Origin of the sequence: Methylobacterium sp. Leaf125 (assembly GCF_001423085.1) — a bacterium.
Taxonomy (GTDB): domain Bacteria; phylum Pseudomonadota; class Alphaproteobacteria; order Rhizobiales; family Beijerinckiaceae; genus Methylobacterium.
In genome coordinates, this window is the sequence record NZ_LMNU01000023.1 from 173,431 (window position 1) to 190,530 (window position 17,100).

17 protein-coding genes are annotated in these 17,100 nt (G+C 72.2%); 7 read left to right on the plus strand and 10 right to left on the minus strand.

Going from position 1 to position 17,100, the window contains the following annotated elements; all coding sequences use genetic code 11:
• Nucleotides 1-13: 13 nt before the first annotated feature.
• On the minus strand, nt 14-1,018 hold the full coding sequence (locus ASF58_RS17130) for a DUF2336 domain-containing protein (protein ID WP_055955088.1): 1,005 nt from the start codon (nt 1,016-1,018) through the stop codon (nt 14-16).
• A 210-nt stretch (nt 1,019-1,228) separates the two neighbouring features.
• Between ASF58_RS17130 and ASF58_RS25240 the strand changes: the two genes are divergently transcribed.
• The 4 genes from ASF58_RS25240 (at nt 1,229) to ASF58_RS17145 (ending at nt 3,342) form a co-directional block, all read left to right on the plus strand.
• Complete coding sequence (locus ASF58_RS25240) at nt 1,229-1,393, plus strand: YqaE/Pmp3 family membrane protein (protein ID WP_082513141.1); 165 nt, start codon at nt 1,229-1,231, stop codon at nt 1,391-1,393.
• A 76-nt stretch (nt 1,394-1,469) separates the two neighbouring features.
• Complete coding sequence (locus tag ASF58_RS17135) at nt 1,470-2,075, plus strand: sulfite oxidase-like oxidoreductase (protein WP_055955090.1); 606 nt, start codon at nt 1,470-1,472, stop codon at nt 2,073-2,075.
• Complete coding sequence (locus tag ASF58_RS17140) at nt 2,068-2,790, plus strand: ferredoxin reductase (RefSeq protein ID WP_055955093.1); 723 nt, start codon at nt 2,068-2,070, stop codon at nt 2,788-2,790. Before ASF58_RS17135 ends, ASF58_RS17140 begins: the two co-directional genes overlap by 8 nt.
• Nucleotides 2,791-2,901: 111 nt before the next feature.
• Nucleotides 2,902-3,342 (plus strand): GFA family protein, encoded by a 441-nt coding sequence (locus ASF58_RS17145; RefSeq protein ID WP_055955468.1) that lies wholly within the window; start codon nt 2,902-2,904, stop codon nt 3,340-3,342.
• 111 nt (nt 3,343-3,453) lie between these two features.
• On the opposite strand, the gene ASF58_RS17150 is transcribed toward ASF58_RS17145, so the two are convergent.
• The gene (locus ASF58_RS17150; protein ID WP_055955095.1) at nt 3,454-5,151 is read right to left on the minus strand and encodes a methyl-accepting chemotaxis protein; all 1,698 of its coding nucleotides are present in this window, start codon (nt 5,149-5,151) and stop codon (nt 3,454-3,456) included.
• Between the two features lie 216 nt (nt 5,152-5,367).
• A complete protein-coding gene (locus ASF58_RS17155) occupies nt 5,368-6,456 on the minus strand; it encodes an NAD(P)/FAD-dependent oxidoreductase (protein ID WP_055955098.1) in 1,089 nt (362 codons plus the stop codon).
• Nucleotides 6,457-6,704: 248 nt separating this feature from the next.
• On the opposite strand from ASF58_RS17155, the gene ASF58_RS17160 reads away from it, so the two are divergent.
• Nucleotides 6,705-8,420: a DEAD/DEAH box helicase gene (locus ASF58_RS17160; RefSeq protein WP_055955471.1), complete on the plus strand. Its 1,716-nt coding sequence runs from the start codon at nt 6,705-6,707 to the stop codon at nt 8,418-8,420.
• Nucleotides 8,421-8,557: 137 nt separating this feature from the next.
• Here ASF58_RS17160 and ASF58_RS17165 read toward each other — a convergent pair whose 3' ends face one another.
• Nucleotides 8,558-9,583, minus strand: coding sequence for a hypothetical protein (locus ASF58_RS17165; protein WP_156375764.1), 1,026 nt, complete (start codon nt 9,581-9,583; stop codon nt 8,558-8,560).
• A 218-nt stretch (nt 9,584-9,801) separates the two neighbouring features.
• Nucleotides 9,802-10,746: a hypothetical protein gene (locus ASF58_RS17170; protein WP_156375765.1), complete on the minus strand. Its 945-nt coding sequence runs from the start codon at nt 10,744-10,746 to the stop codon at nt 9,802-9,804.
• A gap of 49 nt (nt 10,747-10,795) precedes the next feature.
• Here ASF58_RS17170 and ASF58_RS17175 point away from each other — a divergent pair, with 49 nt between their 5' ends.
• The gene (locus tag ASF58_RS17175; protein ID WP_055955106.1) at nt 10,796-12,289 is read left to right on the plus strand and encodes an ATP-binding protein; all 1,494 of its coding nucleotides are present in this window, start codon (nt 10,796-10,798) and stop codon (nt 12,287-12,289) included.
• Nucleotides 12,286-12,945, plus strand: a complete 660-nt coding sequence (locus tag ASF58_RS17180; RefSeq protein WP_055955110.1) for a response regulator transcription factor — start codon at nt 12,286-12,288, stop codon at nt 12,943-12,945. The genes ASF58_RS17175 and ASF58_RS17180 overlap by 4 nt, the downstream gene beginning before the upstream one ends.
• 66 nt (nt 12,946-13,011) lie before the next feature.
• Here ASF58_RS17180 and ASF58_RS17185 read toward each other — a convergent pair whose 3' ends face one another.
• From ASF58_RS17185 to tsaD, 5 genes are all read right to left on the minus strand, one after another.
• The gene (locus tag ASF58_RS17185; RefSeq protein ID WP_055955113.1) at nt 13,012-13,428 is read right to left on the minus strand and encodes an EVE domain-containing protein; all 417 of its coding nucleotides are present in this window, start codon (nt 13,426-13,428) and stop codon (nt 13,012-13,014) included.
• A gap of 192 nt (nt 13,429-13,620) precedes the next feature.
• Nucleotides 13,621-14,085 carry an opioid growth factor receptor-related protein gene (locus ASF58_RS17190; RefSeq protein ID WP_055955117.1) on the minus strand — a complete coding sequence of 155 codons (465 nt, stop codon included), beginning with the start codon at nt 14,083-14,085 and terminating at the stop codon, nt 13,621-13,623.
• Entirely contained in the window at nt 14,082-15,071 is a 990-nt protein-coding gene (locus ASF58_RS17195; RefSeq protein ID WP_055955119.1) for an NAD(P)H-dependent glycerol-3-phosphate dehydrogenase, read from the minus strand. The genes ASF58_RS17190 and ASF58_RS17195 overlap by 4 nt, the downstream gene beginning before the upstream one ends.
• Nucleotides 15,068-15,946, minus strand: coding sequence for a GNAT family N-acetyltransferase (locus tag ASF58_RS17200; protein WP_055955124.1), 879 nt, complete (start codon nt 15,944-15,946; stop codon nt 15,068-15,070). The genes ASF58_RS17195 and ASF58_RS17200 overlap by 4 nt, the downstream gene beginning before the upstream one ends.
• Nucleotides 15,939-16,982, minus strand: a complete 1,044-nt coding sequence (tsaD, locus tag ASF58_RS17205) for a tRNA (adenosine(37)-N6)-threonylcarbamoyltransferase complex transferase subunit TsaD (protein WP_055955126.1) — start codon at nt 16,980-16,982, stop codon at nt 15,939-15,941. Before tsaD ends, ASF58_RS17200 begins: the two co-directional genes overlap by 8 nt.
• Nucleotides 16,983-17,100: the final 118 nt, after the last annotated feature.

Below are 17,100 nucleotides of genomic sequence, written 5' to 3' on the forward strand. Positions count from 1 at the left end.
GCCGCCCCCCGGATCAGAGGGCCGAGCCCGAAGGACCCCGCCCCTCCCGCTCGCCGCCCGACTGCGCCGAGAGGCGGACCACCCGCTGCGCCGTGGTGACCGACAGGGCCTGGAAGGCCGTCTGGATCCCGCTCCATTCCTCGGGCCGCCGAACCGGCCCGGGTTTCGCCCGCAGGAACAGCTTCAGGGTCCCGAAGCCCAGACGGATCGAGCGCAGGAGAAACAGCAGGGGATCGTGGTCCGTCGCATCGTAGGCGCGCCGGGCGAAGGTGGGCGGCACCGCGGCGAGGCGCGCGACCTCGGCCAACGCCTTGTCGAGGTCTCCGGCCCGGATCAGGTCGTCGATGCGCTGCTCATCCGCATCCGTCGCCCGCGGGAGGGTCTGGTCCCGCCGCAGGCCGACCGCCAAGCCGGCCGCCGAGCCGCCCGCCAAGCCGCCCGCCGAGACGGCGGGCTGTCCCCGAGGGGCGACGCGGGTCACCAGCATGGCCCGCAGGACCGCATCGCCGCGGGCCCGTTCCCCGAGCGCGGTGTAGGCTGCGCCGGAGAAATGCGCCCCGGCATTGGCGGCGACCACGTGCACCGTCTGCCGGTCCCCGCGTGCGACCAGCACGTCGGTGACGCGCTCGCCGAGCGTCGGCCGCTGCGCGACGGCCCGCAGGTGCTCCTGGCCGCGCGATTCGGAGACGGTGACGAGATCGGCCTCGTCGAGGCGCGGCGAGCGCTGGAGCACGGGACGGGCCACCGCGATGTCCGGATCGAAGGCCAGGTCCCGCACCACGGCGCGCGGTGCGTTGCGCACGTCCGCCAGGTCGTCCGCCAGGATCACGCGGGCGGCTGCATCGACCGCGCGGGCCAGGGGCAGCATCGCGGCGTCGAAGACCTCCACCTGCTCCTCGAGCAGTTCGGCGGCCCGCTCGGTGAAGAGCGTCGACAGCCGTTGCAGCACCCGTCCGCGCTGGCGCAGCCCGCCGGATCGGACCACCTGCTCGATGTCGCGCACGAGGGTTTCGATCATACGCGGAATCCCTGCGCGGCCCGTCCTTCGGTCTTGCCCCGCACATTCTGTGGACGCAGAGATTAAGAAAATGAAATCCCCGATGGCCCCGCCGGGGAACTTGGCCCCACCGGGGAACTTGGCCCCACCGGGGAACTTGGCCGCGACGATCCCGTTGCGGTTGGGCCATTGCGACCGCAGTCCCGCGGGCGCAGTCTCCCCGGAGCGACCGTGTCGAACCTCGTCCGCATCATCCTCGCGATCTTCCTGCCGCCGATCGCGGTCCTCATGACCACCGGCATCGGCCTGCAGTTCCTCCTCAACATCCTGCTGACGCTGCTGGGCGTTTTGCCGGGCACCATCCATGCCCTGTGGCTGGTGCTGCGCGATCGCTGAGGGAATGATAGCCTGCCATGCGGGATGATCGTCGAGGCGCGATCGCCCTGAACGGTCGGACGAGGGCGAGGGGAGCATGAGCACACGAGGTTTCACGGGGCGCAAGCCGCCCGAGGCGACCCGCGAGCGTCTGCCCCCGGGCCAATACCTCACCGAGGACTTCCCGGTGCTCCAGATCGGCCCGAACCCGCGAATCGACCTCGCGACCTGGTCGTTCACCCTGCGTGAGGGGTCGCGGCCCCTGAAGAGCTGGAGCTGGGACGCCTTCAACGCCCTGCCCCGCACCCGCTGGGGCGGCGATATCCACTGCGTGACGAAGTGGTCGAAGTTCGACACCGCCTGGGAGGGCGTGAGCTTCGACGACCTCCTGGCCGATGCCGGCCTCGACGCACCGACGGCCTTCCTCCTCGCCGAAGGCTACGACGACTACACCACCAACGTGCCGGTGGCGGACCTCACCGGCGGCAAGGCCATGGTGGCGACCCACTACGACGGCGCGCCGATCCCGGTGGATCATGGCGGCCCGGCCCGGCTCCTGGTGCCGCACCTGTATTTCTGGAAGAGCGCCAAGTGGGTGAAGGGCCTGCGCTTCACCCGGCGGGACGAGGGCGGCTTCTGGGAGCTGCGCGGCTACCACATGTACGGCGATCCCTGGCGCGAGCAGCGCTTCACCGGTGATTGATCCCGCGCCAGGACCCCTCCCCTGGCAGACCGCGACCCTGACGGCCATCCGTCCGGTGACGCGGCGGGTGAAGAGCTACCGCTTCCGGGTCGCCTTCGACCGGCCGATGCTGGCCGGGCAGCACGTCGACGTGCGCCTCACCGCGCCGGACGGGTACCAGGCCCAGCGCAGCTACTCGATCGCCTCCGCGCCGGACGGCGACGGCACCATCGAACTGCTGATCGAGGGCCTTCCGGAGGGCGAGGTCTCGGGCTTCTTCGACGCGGTGGCGGAGGTCGGCGACACGATCGAGTTGCGCGGCCCGATCGGCGGATCCTTCGTCTGGCGCCCGGAGGATGGCGGCCCCCTCTTCCTGGCGGGCGGCGGCTCGGGGGTGGTGCCGCTCCTGTCGATGCTGCGCCACCGTGCGGCGACGGCGCCTGGCGTGCCCGCCCTCCTTCTCTACTCCGTGCGCGATGCCAGCGAGATCATCGCCGCCGAGGAGCTGGCGGTGCGCGCCCGCGACGAGGCGCAGTTCCAGCTGATGCTCAACCTGACCCGGGCCGGCGGCCGTCGGGTCGACGCGGCGGTGATCGCGGAGGCGCTGGACCGGCTCGGTCCGCCGCGCCATGCCTATCTCTGCGGCGGCAATCCCTTCGTCGGGGCGGTGGCGGAGCTCCTCCTCGACGCCGGGGTGGACCCCGCCCGCGTCCGGACCGAGCGCTTCGGCGGCTGAGCGGCAATCGCGGGTTTCGGCCGGGCCGGCTCCGCCACGGATCACGGACCGCGCAGGTTTCGGCAGACGGGAGGGAACGCCATGTCAGCAGACTCCAAGTCAGACGACACAATATCGGCAGATAATCCGTCGGCGGAGCGCCCCCAGCACGAGGGACAGTGTCACTGCGGCGGCGTCCGGTTCCGGGCGACCCTGAGCGACGGGCTCGACACGGTCCGGCGTTGCACCTGTTCGTATTGCCGGATGCGGGGAGCGGTGGTGGTCTCGGCGGAAACCAACGGCGTCGAGATCCTACGGGGCGCGGACCTGCTGACCAGCTATCGCTTCAACACCGGCGTGGCGCAGCACTTCTTCTGCGCGTGCTGCGGGATCTACACGCACCACCAGCGCCGCTCGAATCCCAACCAGTACGGCGTCAACGTCGCCTGCCTCGACGGCGTCAGCCCCTTCGATTTCGCCGAGATCCCGGTGGTCGACGGCGTCAACCATCCCAGCGACACCGGCGGATCGAGCCGGCTCGCCGGCACGCTGCGCTTCGTCCCCGCCCGCTAGGCGCCCGTTCGGACTCCGGGGAGGTCGGACTCCGGGGAGGTCGGAATCCGGCCGCGTCCCGAAGGTCGCGGCCGGCATTGAGCCCGTGGCCGTCACGGGCCGTTCCGGCGATCAGGCCGCCCGAACGGTTGCCAGGAAGCGGGCGACTTCCGTCCCGAGCTGCTCGGACTGGCGCGAGAGCTCGGAGGCGGCGCCCAGGACCTGGCTGGCCGCCGCGCCGGTCTCCTCGGAGGCCTGCGCGACGCTGGCGATGTTGCTGGTCACCTGGCTCGTGCCGCTGGAGGCCTGGGCGACGTTGCGCACGATTTCCTGCGTCGCCGCGCCCTGCTCCTCCACCGCGGCCGCGATCGAGGCGGCGACGCCGTTGATCTCGCGGATGCGCGTGCTGATGGAGCCGATGGCCGCGACCGCCTGCCCGGTGACACCCTGGATCTGGCCGATCTGCGTGCCGATCTCATCGGTGGCCCGCGCGGTCTGGGCCGCCAGTTCCTTGACCTCGGTGGCGACCACGGCGAAGCCGCGCCCGGCCTCGCCGGCCCGGGCCGCCTCGATGGTCGCGTTCAGCGCGAGCAGGTTGGTCTGGCTGGCGATGTTCGAGATCAGCCCGACCATGTCGCCGATCCGTGCGGAGGCCTGGCTCAGGGCCTGGACCAGCTGCATGGTCTGGTCGGCCTCGCCCACGGCGGTCTGGGCGAGATCCGAGGAGCCCGAGACCTGACGCCCGATTTCCTGCACGGAGGAGCCGAGTTCCTCGGCGGCGGCCGCGACGGTCTGCACGTTGGCGGCGGCCTCTTCGGCGGCGCCCGCCACGGTGCTGGACTGGCTGGCCGTGTCGCTGGCGGTGGTGGTCATCGACTGGGCGGTCGCCTGCAGCTCGGTGGCGGAGGACGAGACCATGCCGACGATGCCGCCGACCGCGCGCTCGAAGGAATCCGCCAGCTCCACCATCGTCCGCTTGCGCTCGAGGGCGGCAGCCGCGTCGGCGATGCGCTTCATCTCGGCCTGCTCGGCCGCCTTGATCGCCACCATGGCCTTGATGCCCTCGACGGCGCGACCGATGGCGCCGATCTCGTCACCGCGGGACGCCTCCGCGATCTCGGCCTCGATATCGCCCTTCGCCATGCCCTGAAGCACCTGCACGAGACGGCTCATGGGCCGGGTGATTCCGAAGGCGACGATCGCGGCGGCCAGGGCCATCACGCCGAGCAGGCCTGCCGCCGTGGCGGTGATGAGCATGGTGCTGGCGGCGCCGACGGCCCGCTCGGCCTCGTCACGGGCCTGGCGAAGTTCGGCGGTCAGGATCTCGAGGCGGGGCTGGATGATCTCCCGGACCTTGGTCCGCGCCACGGACCCCTCGATCAGGAGGATCTTGGCGGCCTCATCTCCCTGGTTCTTCAGGCCGAGGGCGTTGGACCGGTTCATGATGGTGATCAAATCACCGAGCGCGTCGCGCAGCTTCACCGGCACCGCCTTGCGCTCCGGGGTATCGGCCAGCGCCATCAACCGTTCGACCCCATCCAGGGCCGCTTTCGTGGCCGTATCGTAACGCGAGTTGTACCCGGCCATTTCCTGCTCGCGGGTCTCGAGGATGATGTTGCGCGCCTGGACCGAAGCCTCGTTCACGTTGATGCGGATACTCAGAATACTTTCGAGGCGCGCGGCCTGAACATCGACGATGTTCACCGTTTGCTGCGACAGATTTTTCAGAGTGGCGTATGAGTAAAACGCAAGACCAGCCGCGACGAGCGCAAGGATAACAAGCGGTGAGGCCACTTTGACGATGATCTTGGCATTTCGGAGGATGCGCATCACGGTAACCCAACAGAAAATCGATCCTGCGGTACTTAGGAACTTTCACTTAAAAAGTCATAAACACTATTTCCCTTGCGTTTCCGCGAGCGATAAAATTCTTCGCGCTTCTCAGGCGTGAGGAAAAATTGTTTGCGGATGCTGGGGTGGGCGATGTCCATCACGCCGCGAGACGCACCCCTCGCCCCTGCGTGTTCCGACGATCGGAGAGTGCGCTCAGGCGCCGACCAGCCGATCCGCGACGTCTTCGGCCAGCGACAGGCTCGAAGTCAGGCCCGGGCTCTCGATCCCGAAGAGGTGGACGAGGCCGGGGAGCCCGTGCTCGGCCGGGCCATCGATCCGGAAATCGGCGGCGGGCTCGCCCGGCCCCGTCAGCTTCGGTCGGATGCCGGCATAGTCCGGGGTGAGCACCCCGTCCGGCAGGCCCGGCCAATAGCGGCGGATCGCCCGGGCGAAATGATCGGCGCGGGCGGGATCGACCCGGTAGTCGAGGGTCTCCACCCATTCGACGTCGGGCCCGAAGCGCATGCGGCCGGCGAGGTCCAGCGTCAGGTGGATTCCGAGGCCGCCCTCGACGGGGGCCGGATAGATCAGCCGCGAGAAGGCGGGCCGGCCGGTGCAGCCGAAATAGCTGCCCTTCGCCAGGACCTGGCGCGGGATGCGCGCGGCGGGATAGGCCTCGACCGCCCCCGCGACGGCCTGGGCCCCGAGGCCGGCGGCATTGACCACGGCCTCGAACGGCAGGGCCTCGCCGTTCACGGTGACGCTCCAGCCCTCCGGCCTCCGGGCGATCTCCGTGATCCGGCTGTTGAAGGCGATGGCGCCTCCGGCATCCTCCAGGTCGCCCTGGAGCGCCAGCATCAGCCCGTGGCTGTCGACGATCCCGGTGCCGGGCGCGTGCAGCGCCGCGACGCAGGCGAGGTTCGGCTCCAGGGCCCGGGCCTCGGCCCCGTCGAGGAGCGCCAGGCCCGGGACCCCGTTGGCGTCGCCGCGATCCTTGAGCGCCGCGATGGCCTCGCGCTCGGCCTCCGCGGTGGCCACGATGAGCTTGCCGCAGCGACGGTAGGCAACGCCGTGGCTGTCGCAGAAGGCCGCGAGCATGGCCGCGCCGGCCACGCAGTGCCGCGCCCGCAGGGAGCCCGCCGGATAGTACATCCCCCCATGGATGACCTCGGAATTGCGGGCCGAGATGCCCGTGCCGATCGCCCCCTCGGCCTCCGCGACGATGACCGCGTGGCCCCGGCGCGCGAGGGCCCGGGCCACGGCGAGACCAACGATTCCGGCACCGACGACGAGGATATCCATGACGGGCCGGAGATGAGCACGAGACGGACCGGGAACACAACATGGCACGCGTCCACCGCGGGCCCGGGCGCCCAGGGGTGGAGGGGCATGCATCCGCGGTCATGGCGCTGGGCCGCAGTTCCGGCTACAAGAGACGCCATCCGTAACCGTTCGAGGCCGGAATCACGTCGGTTTGGAGAGGATCGCGCCCATCGCGACGGCTCCCCGGCGGGTTCTTCGCCTGCTTGCCCCCTAAGGCTTCCGTCACCGTGCCCTTCCCCACCCTGCCGGCCCCGCTCGCCCGAGCGCTGACCGCGCGCGACTACGAAGACCCGACGCCCGTCCAGAGCGCCGTCATCGAGGCGGCCGCGCAAGGCCGCGACCTGCTCGTCTCGGCCCAGACCGGCTCGGGCAAGACCGTCGCGTACGGCCTCGCCTTCGCCGAGACCCTCCTGGGCGACGCCGAGCGATTCGGCCCCGCCGGCGCGCCGCTCGCCCTCGTCATCGCCCCGACGCGCGAGCTCGCGCTGCAGGTCGAGCGCGAATTGTCCTGGCTCTATGCGGAGACCGGCGCCCGCGTCATCTCCTGCGTCGGCGGCATGGACCCGCGCCGCGAGAGCCGCCAGCTCAACGACGGCGCCCACATCGTCGTCGGCACCCCGGGCCGCCTGCGCGACCACCTGGAGCGCCGCAACCTCGCCACTCAGGACCTGCGTGCCGTCGTCCTCGACGAGGCCGACGAGATGCTCGACCTCGGCTTCCGCGACGACCTGGAATTCATCCTGTCGGTGACCCCGAAGGAGCGGCGCACCCTGCTGTTCTCCGCGACCCTGCCGAAGGCGATCGCGACGCTGGCCGAGCGCTACCAGAACGACGCCCTGCGCATCGCCGTGAAGGGCCAGGAGCGCGGCCACGCCGACATCACCTACAAGGCCATCCGCGTTGTGCCGCGCGAGCTGGAGCACGTGGTGGTCAACACCCTGCGCTTCATGGATGCGCCGACGGCGATCATCTTCTGCAACACCCGCAACGCGGTGCGCCACCTCCAGGCGGTGCTCACCGAGCGCGGCTTCTCGGCCGTGGCGCTCTCGGGCGAACTCGGCCAGGGCGAGCGCAACGCCGCCCTCCAGGCGCTCCGGGACGGTCGGGCCAAGGTCTGCGTCGCCACCGACGTCGCCGCCCGCGGCATCGACCTGCCCACCGTCAGCCTCGTCATCCACGCCGACCTGCCGCACGATGCCGAGGTGCTGCAGCACCGCTCCGGCCGCACCGGCCGCGCCGGGCGCAAGGGCACCAGCCTCCTGCTGATTCCGGCCTCGAAGCGGCGCCGGGCCGAGCAGATGCTGATGATCGCCAAGGTCTCGTTCGAGTGGGCCGGCCCGCCCACCGCCGACGAGATCCGCCGCCTCGACGGCGAGCGCATGTGGCAGGACCCGATCTTCACCGAGGAGCCGGCCGAGGAAGACGTGGCCATGGCCGAGACCCTGATGGCGCAGCGCACGCCGCAGGAACTCGCCGCGGCCCTGGCGCGGATCTACCGCTCGCGCCTGCCCGCCCCCGAGGACGTCACCGATCCGGGTGCCGGCCCGGAGCGCAAGTCCCGCCCGGTCTACGATCCCGCCGACGCGGACCGCATCGACGCTCAGGGCCCGGCCGTGTGGTTCCGGCTCAACCTCGGCCGGCGCGACAACGCCGATCCGCGCCGCCTGCTGCCGATGCTGACCCGGCGCGGCAATATCGGCCGCCAGGAGATCGGTGCGATCCGCATCTTCGATCGGGAGACCAAGTTCGAGGTCCGGGGTGGCGCCGCCTCGCGCTTCGCCCAGACCTTCGCCAAGAACGGCTCGCCCGAGATCCAGGTGGAGCCGCTCCTCGACGACGAGCCGGCTCGCGAGGAGAAGGGACCGAAGGGCTTGAAGAGCCCGCGCGGCGCGCGCCACGAGCGCGAGATCGCCAAGAAGCCCCGCGCCAGCCGGGCACGCTGACCCGACGGGGCGCGCCCGCGGCCCGGGCGCGCCAACGCAACGGACAACGCCCGAAGCCGGGCGTGCTCACGCGATGAAGAGCGCCCGAAGCCGGGCATGCTTATGCGCTGAAGAACGCCCGAAGCCGGGCGCCCGCGCTAGAAGTGGTCGGGCAGGTTCCTCACCGCATTTCCGAGGGCCTCGACGCTCTCGGCGATCTTGCGCCCGGCCGGCGCCAGCGACGGCACCTTCACGCCCAGGAACTCGGTCTGCTCCGGCTCAGGCTCCGCCTGCGCGACCTGAGGCGCTGGCGCCGTCTCCGGCTTCGCCGGCTTGGCGCTCGCGGCCTTGGCGACCACCGGCTTGGTCGCGACAGGTTTGACAACGACGGGCTTGTCGACGGACGCCCTGGTTTCCGGCGTCTTGGCGACGGGATTGTGCTTCGGCCCCTCCGGCGCCAGGGCCGTGAAGGTGCCGTTCGTCGCCCGCGACCGGGTCGTCTCGTTGGGCAGCGGCGCGATCAGGGCGGCCGTACGGGTTGCCGGAACCAGCGAGGCGGGACGCGCCGGCGGCAGAACCGCGGCATTCTCGATCGGCGGCAGGCGGGCCGGCTTCGTCGCGACCGGGGCCGCCGTCGGCTTCTCAACCGGCAGCGCCTCGGATACCCGCTGCTCGGGAGGCCGTGCTTCGGCAAGTGTCACGCCGGCAGGCTTCGATTCCCAGGACTTCGGCTCCAAGGACTTCGCCTGCAAGGACGTCGCATCCACGGGCTTTGCATCCGCGGGCTTCGCTTGCGACGGCTTGACCTCAGCGACCGGCGCCGTGGGTGGGGCGATCGCTGCCGGCAGGAGCGCCGCCTTCGGAGCCGCGGCAGGCTGATCCGGCACGGCCGCGACGGGCTTCGGCTGCGCCGGCGCGAGGACCGGGACGCCATCGCGCAGGTCCGGCCACTCGGAGGCGTTGCGTCCGAGGCTCGCGGGCGTGGCGGACGCGGTGGCGAGGGTCGGCCGGGCGAATTGCGGTCCCGCGAGGCTGCCGAGGGTCGCGAAGGCGAAGGCGGTGAAGCCGGCGAGGCCCAGGAGGCCGGCCCCGGAGAGCAGCACCAGCCGGAGGTTCGCCCGGGACGGGCGCGGCGCCGGCGGGGCGGGGCGCCGGGTCTCGGAGGGGTCGATCGTTACGGACATCAGGGTCTCAGACATCTCGCACGCTTCAAGAGGTTCGGATTGACCGTTGCCGGTCGATCACGCGGCGCTGGTCGTGCACGACCGGCGCGGCGACGCCGGAGCGGCGACACCTGCGTGTAACGAAAGAGGCGCCGCAATGGGGCATGAAGATGTCCTTAACCCAATCCTTGAACAGGCTCGGATCAGGCGCGGCACGAATCTGAATAGAGCCAACAGGTTTAACGAGGGGTGTCTGTAGACGACTTGGCACTGTCCTGGTTCGCCGCTGCAGCGATCTGAACCTGAACGAGGCGCGAAACGGCGCGCGTCGCACGATTCGCCGCTAGCGGCGCGACGGTGTCCCCCGCGAGCAGGCGCGCCTTCAGGCGGACCAGCTCCGGGTCGCCCCAGCGGCTCAGCACCGCCTGGAAGCTCGCATGCGCCCCAGGATCGAAGGGGCGGAATCGGCCCGCGCCGTCCCGGCAAGGATGCGGCGGCGTGAATTGCGCGACGGGCACCAGCCCGGACGGGATCGGGGCAGTGGCGGCGTGGGTGCGGCCGAGGCCAAGGATCTTCGGGTCGAGGAAGGCCCGCGGCCCGTCCGAAGACGCCGGCGCACCGGCGAAGACCTCGATCCGGCCGAGGGGCGTGGTGACGACCACGTCGGCGGCGGCCATCAGGCCCCGGACCGCCTCGATCGTGTCCGCCACGGTCCGACCGGCCAGCACGGCGAGGTGCGCGAGCGTGTCCGGGTCTGCAGAGCGCAGGAGCAGGCGGCCCTGCGGCAGGTCGAGGCCGAGGTCGAACCACTTATCCCCACGATTCTGCGCGCGAAGTGCCCCGTGGTCGCGTCCCACGTCGCGGATCGGTCCGGCCCCCGCCCGAGGGCAGCGTGCCCCGGGCAGACACAGGGCGACGGCGTGGCTCCAACCGCCGGTGAAGGCGGTCTCGTAGGCCACGGGAATCGCCGCTGCCGGCTCGAGCGCGATCCCGCCGAACGCCGTGACGTGGCCGGGGCGGCCGTCCGCCGGAGCGGCAAAGAACGGGTCGCGGCGGCGCCCGAAACGCGCGAGCGCACCGAAGCCCCCCATCGTCCAGGTGGTCTCCGGATCGGCCAGGGCTTCGGCCACCAGGCGCGAAACCGCCTCGGGACGCTGCCATCCGGCCTCGGGTTCGCTACACACGGGGTGACCACCGCGCATCGTTTCCCCGACGGGCCCCACCCAAGTCGCCATGCCTCACGACGCCGCCTCCGCTCCCCGCTCCCGGTGGGGCCTCATCGCCCGGACGGCTAGCGACCCGGCCCCGCGGGAGCGGATCGGCCGCTGGCCGTACTGGGCCTCGTGGTCGACCCGCACCCGGATGATCGTCCTCGTCCTCGCCATCGACATCCTGGCCGCCCTGGTCTCCTGCGCCCTGATCGTGCTGAACGCCCGCTCCGCCGTCGAGGTCGAGATGCAGGCGGCGATGACGAATGTCGAGCTTCTGGTCTCCGACACCATCGACCTCGCCCAGGCCGGCCCGCCCGCCGGCATCCTGCAGACCCTGACCCTGCGCATCCACGACCTGCGCCACGTGCGCGTCACCGTCCTCGACGCCGAGGGCAAGGTCGTGACGGGGGGCCTCGGCCGGGTCCGGCGCGACCAGCACGCCGCGCCGGCCTGGTTCGCGGCGCTGATCGCCCCGGCGATCCGGGAGCACGACCTGCCCATCGTGGCCCAGGGACGGCGCATCGGCACGGCCCGCATCACCACGCAGCCCCGCGACGAGATCGACGAGGTCTGGGGCTACGCCCTGTCGCTGTCGCTCGCGAGCCTCTGTCTCAGCCTCGGCCTGCTTGGCGCCCTGACGGTGGCGTTCGGCCGGGTCCTGGCCCCCCTGACGCAGCTTTCCGAGGGCCTGATCCAGCTCGAACAGCAGGACTACACCGCGCGCCTCGAACCGCCCGCCTCCCGAGAGCTCGCCGCCATCGCCGCCCGCTTCAACCGCGTGGCGCAGGCCCTGTCCGAGACCCGCGCCGCCAACGGGCGCCTGAACCGCCAGCTCCTCTCGGCCCAGGACGACGAGCGCCGGCGCACGGCCCTGGAGTTGCACGACGAGTTCGGCCCCTGCCTCTTCGCCCTGGAAGCCACCGCCGCCTCGGTGGTCCGCATGGCCGAGGCCGAAGCGCCCCCCGACCGGGACCGCCTGAGGCAGCGGGCCCAGGACATCGCCAGCATCGTCGGCCAGGTGCAGACGCAGAACCGCGACCTCCTCAACCGCCTGCGCCCGCACGCCCTCGGGCAGGTGCCGCTGCCGGATTGCCTCGACCTGCTGCTGCGCGACTTCCGCCGGCGCCATGCCGGCACGCGCTTCGCCGGCAGCTTCGACGGGCTGGCGCGGGGCTACGGCGACGTCACGGACCTCACCGTCTTCCGCTGCATCCAGGAGAGCATGACCAACGCGGTCCGCCATGGGCGCGCCTTGAACGTCACCGTCCGGGCCCGCGACGAGGCGGTCGCGGGAATGGCGGGCGGCCGGGCCCTGCACCTGACCATCCGCGACGACGGCAGCGGCATCGCCCCCGAGCACGGCCTCGGGCTCGGACTGTCGGGGATGCGCGAGCGCGTGGAGGCCCTGGGCGGCACGTTCCGGCTTGACAATGCCCCGCCCGGCGCGGTTGTCCGGATCATGATTCCGCTCGATGATGAGCGGGACGCCGAAACGAGTCCGATTCCCAGCGCATGAACGCGATCGCCACCCCCCCCGAGGCCCCCACCCTCGTCATCGACGATCACCCGATCGTGCTCCAGGGATGCCGGCGGGTGCTCGAGGATGCGGGCATCGAGCGGATCCTCGAGGCCACCAGCGTGGTCGCGGCCTACCGTCACTTCCTGCGCGCCCGCCCCGCCACGGTGATCTGCGACCTGACCTTCCAGGGCAGCGGGCTCGCTGGCCTGGAGCTGATCCGCCGGATGCGGGCCGCCCATCCGGGGGTGCGCGTCCTCGTGTTCAGCATGCACAACGATCCGGTCATCGTCTCGCGGGCCCTGGAGGCCGGCGCCCTGGGCTACGTGCTCAAGGACCACGCCTCCGGCGAGCTGTTCGAGGCCTTCGAGCGGGTCCGGTCCGGCCGCCCCTACCTCGATCCGCGCCTGGCCACCGAAGTGGCGATGCTGCGCACCGACCCGAAGCGCACGCCCGAGACCCAGCTGACGCCGCGCGAACTGCAGATCCTGCAGCGCCTGGCGCAGGGCAAGTCCTACGGCGCCATCGCGAGCGACCTGTCGGTCAGCTACAAGACCATCACCAATGCCTGCTCGATGATGCGCCAGAAGCTCGGCCTGCGCACCCTGGCGGAGTTGATCCACGTTGCGGTGACGCAGGCACAGCGCCAGGGCTGAGACGGGTCCCGCCCGGCAAGGATGGGAACCCTTTCGGCAAGCCCACGCGGCGCCGGGGCGAAACGCTCAGCCGAAGCCGCCCATCGCGCGCACCACCGCCCACTCGGTCTCCGTCACCGGCTGAACCGACAGGCGCGAATTGTTGGCGAGCACCATGGCGGCGAGGCGCGGCTCGGCCTTGATCGCCTCCAGGGTGACGGGGCGGGGCAGCGCTTCCACGGCGCGCAGGTCGACCATGCCGAAGCGGCCGGTCGCGTCGGAATCATCCGGGTAATAGGGCCGGATCACCTCGACGATGCCGACCACGGCCTTGCCCTCGTTCGAGTGGTAGAAGAACCCGCGCTCGCCCACCTCCATGGCCATGAGGTGCTTCTTGGCGACGTGGTTGCGCACGCCGTTCCAGTGGGTTCCGGCGCCGCCGGCGGCGACCTGCTGCTCCCAGGACCAGGTCGAGGGCTCGGACTTGTAGAGCCAGTAGGCCATGCGCTTCTCCAGAGACGTCGGCTCCATAGCACCGGCCAAGCGTGGCCGTCAGGCTCCGCACATCACAGAAGCCAAGCGTGGCCGTCAGGCCCCGCAAATTGCGATAACCAAGCGTGACCGTCAGGCCCCGCACATCCCATTCGCCGAGCGTGGCCGTCAGGCCCCGTAAATTCCGATAATCAAGCGTGGCCGTCAGGCCCGGCGCAGCGCGGACTCCCAGTAGTCCAGGCTTGCGGCGTTGATCGGGGCGCCGGCCCCCGCGTTTCGGGCGGTGACGAAGGCGTGGAACTCGGCCGCCGCCTCGGGCCCGAGGAGATCGGACAGGGCCGAGAGGATGCGGGTGATGCGCAGGTGGTTGTGGTCGTGCGCGCGCAGCCAGCCGTCGGTCTCGGCATAGAAGCGGGTCATCCGCCCGAGGGCGGCCCGCACGCCCGAGAGGGCCGCCGGATCGTTGCGGATCGCCTCGGCCTCGGCGCGGCTCAGCACCGGCGCGCCCGGCACGGCGAGGCTCGCCTCGTGCAGGGGGAAGCACCATTGGACGAAGTCGTGCACGCCCTCGATATGGGCGTCGTCGAAGGCGAGGATGTCGGTCAGGCGGCGCCCGGCCCCATCGTCGCCGGTGCCGGCCAGGAAGGCGCGGACGGGGTGCTGGCTCACTCGGCTTCTCCCCGCAGGGGCCGCGCCAGCAGGGCGGCGATGACGCCGTCGACGCTGGCGCCGCCCGACACGATGGCGGCGACCGCCTCGGCCACCGGCATCTCGATGCCGCGCGCGCGGGCGAGGTCGACCAGGGCGGCGGCCGTGAAGGCACCCTCCGCGAGCTTGCCGCCGGCGGCCGCCTCGGGCGAGGCCCCGGCGCCGAGGCGCTCGCCGAAGGCGAAGTTGCGCGATTGCGGCGAGGAGGCGGTGAGCACCAGGTCGCCCAGGCCCGACAGGCCCATCAGGGTCTCCGGCCGGCCGCCATAGGCGCGGGCGAAACGCATCAATTCGGCGAAGGCCCGGGCGATCAGGGCGGCCCGGGCGCTCTCACCGAGGCCGCGCCCGGCGACGATGCCCGACGCGATGGCCAGGACGTTCTTGCCCGCCCCGCCGATCTCGACGCCGCGCACGTCGTCGGTGTGGTAGACCCGGAGCGTCGGGCCCGAGAGGGTGCCGGCCAGGCGCGCGGCCAGGCCGGCATCCGCCGCCGCGAGCGTCACGGCGGTGGGCAGGTTGCGGGCGACGTCCGCGGCGAAGCTCGGGCCGGACAGGACCGCCACGGGGGCGGCGGCGCCCAGCTGCCCGGCCGCGACCTCGCTCATGAAGGCGTCGGTGCCGCGCTCGATCCCCTTGGCGCAGAGCACGATGGCGGCGTCCCGGGCGAAGGCGGGTGCCAGCTCGGCCAGCACCCCGCGCAGGGTCTGGGCCGGCGTCACCATCAGCACCGTCCCGGCCTCGGCGAGGTCGGCGGAGCCGGCGGTGACGGCGATGCGGCGGTGCAGGGGCACGCCGGGCAGGTAGCGCGCGTTCTCGCGGGCCTCCTGCAGGCGCGCCGCGGCCTCCGGGTCGCGCAGCCACAGGGTCACGTCGTGCCCGGCCGCGGCGGCCGCGTTGGCGAGGGCCGTGCCCCAGGCACCGCCGCCGACGACTCCGATCCGCCTCATGCGCTGGTCCCTCGCGATGTGAAGTGGTCCGCCCGCAGACGATACAGGAGATGCGGACGCAGCGGATGTCCCGGCGGCAGGGCCGGATGCGCGAAGCCGCCCTCCGGGCGCATGCCGAGGCGCTCCATCACCCGGCGCGACGGCGCGTTCACCTCGGCCGTGAAGGCGACGACCGCGGTGAGGCCGCAGCGGCTGAACAGGTCGGCCAAGGCGAGGCGGGCGCCCCGCGTGGCGATCCCGCGGCCCCAGGCCGCGCGTGCCAGGCGCCAGCCGATCTCGACCGTCTCGCCCGGACGCTCGCCGCCCGGGAACGGCATGGGGCGCAGCAGACGCGCGCCGCCGATCATCCCGACGAACCCGTGTCCCTCGAGCGCGACGGCCCAGGGGCCGAAGCCGTCCGCCACGAAGCGCCGGGCGCAGGTCCGCGCTTCGGTCCGGCTCGCGGCCACGTCCTTGGTGGCGGGGAAGTGGCGCATGACCTCCGGGTCGGCGTTGAGGGCGGCGAAACGGGCCTCGTCGCCCGCCTGCCAGGGCCGCAACAGGAGATCCCCGTCACGAAGGCCCTCCGGCGGCGGCACCGCCTCGGCCTGCCGCAGCTTGCCGCGCAGGGCCAGCGAGCGCCGGTTCAGCGCGAACAGGTCGGCCCGTCCGACCAGGACCGCCTCGCCGAGGTCGGTGGCGGCGTCGAGCTGGTCGAGGGACAGGTTCGCCCAGGCGGGCGCCGGCACGCTCTCGCGCCAGGGCCCGCCGCAGGTGTTGTCGAGGAGGATGCGCGCGAAGCAATGGTCGCGGTGCACCGGCCAGTCCGGGCGGGCCGCCTCGGGCAGGCGCCGCTCGACGAGGTCGCGCCAGCGCAGCCGCGCGGCCTCAGGCAACCGCCTTCGGCTCCGCGAAGGGCCAGCGGGCCCGGGCCGGCGCGGTGAGGTCGTCGACGAGGCCGAGGCGCAGGCGCTCGATCCCGGCCCAGGCGATCATCGCGCCGTTGTCGCCGCACAGGGACAGCGGCGGGGCCACGAAGGCGAGGCCCGCCTCGCCGGCCTGGGTGGTCAGCGCCCGGCGGATCGCGCCGTTGGCCGCGACCCCGCCGGCCGCCACCAGGGCGGTGGGATGGCCGGCGACACTCGCGAAGTCGCGCATCGCCACCCGCAGGCGATCGACCACCACGTCGACCACCGCCGCCTGGAAACTGGCGCAGAGGTCGGCGACGTCGACCGAGGAGAGCGGCGCCAGCTTCTCGGCCTCGATCCGCAGGGCGGTCTTCAGGCCGGACAGGGAGAAATTCGCCTCGCGCCGGCCGAGCATCGGCCGCGGCAGGGCGAAGCGCTCCGGATCGCCGGTCTCGGCCAGGCGCTCGACCTCGGGGCCGCCCGGGTAGCCGAGGCCGAGGAGCTTGGCGACCTTGTCGAAGGCCTCGCCGATGGCGTCGTCGATGGTGGTGCCGAGCCGGACGTAATCGCCCACGCCCTTCACCGCCACGAGCTGGGTGTGGCCGCCGGAGGCGAGCAGCAGCAGGTAGGGAAAGCCGATGCCGTCGGTGAGCCGCGCCGTCAGCGCGTGCGCCTCCAGGTGGTTCACGGCGATCAGCGGCTTGCGCGCCACCAGCGCCAGGGTCTTGGCCGTGACGAGGCCGATGAGGACCCCGCCGATCAGGCCGGGGCCGGCCGCCACCGCGATGCCGTCGACCTGGGCCAATCGCAGGCCGGCGCTGCCCAGCGCACGGTCGATCAGCCGGTCGAGCACCTCCACATGGGCGCGGGCCGCGATCTCGGGGACGACGCCGCCATAGGCCGCGTGCTCGGCGATCTGGCTCAGCACCTCGTTGGAGAGGATGCGCCCGCGCCCGTTCTCGCCGGGGGCGACCACGGAGGCGGCGGTCTCGTCGCAGGTGGTTTCGATGCCGAGGACGTTCATGGACGGCGGATCATCTCGAAAAGGGCCTCGTCGGAGGCGTGCGGGGTATCCCGTGGATTGCGCGGCACCCTATCGTCCGCCTCCCCCGGCGGCAACGACGGGTTGCCAGGGGCGGCGA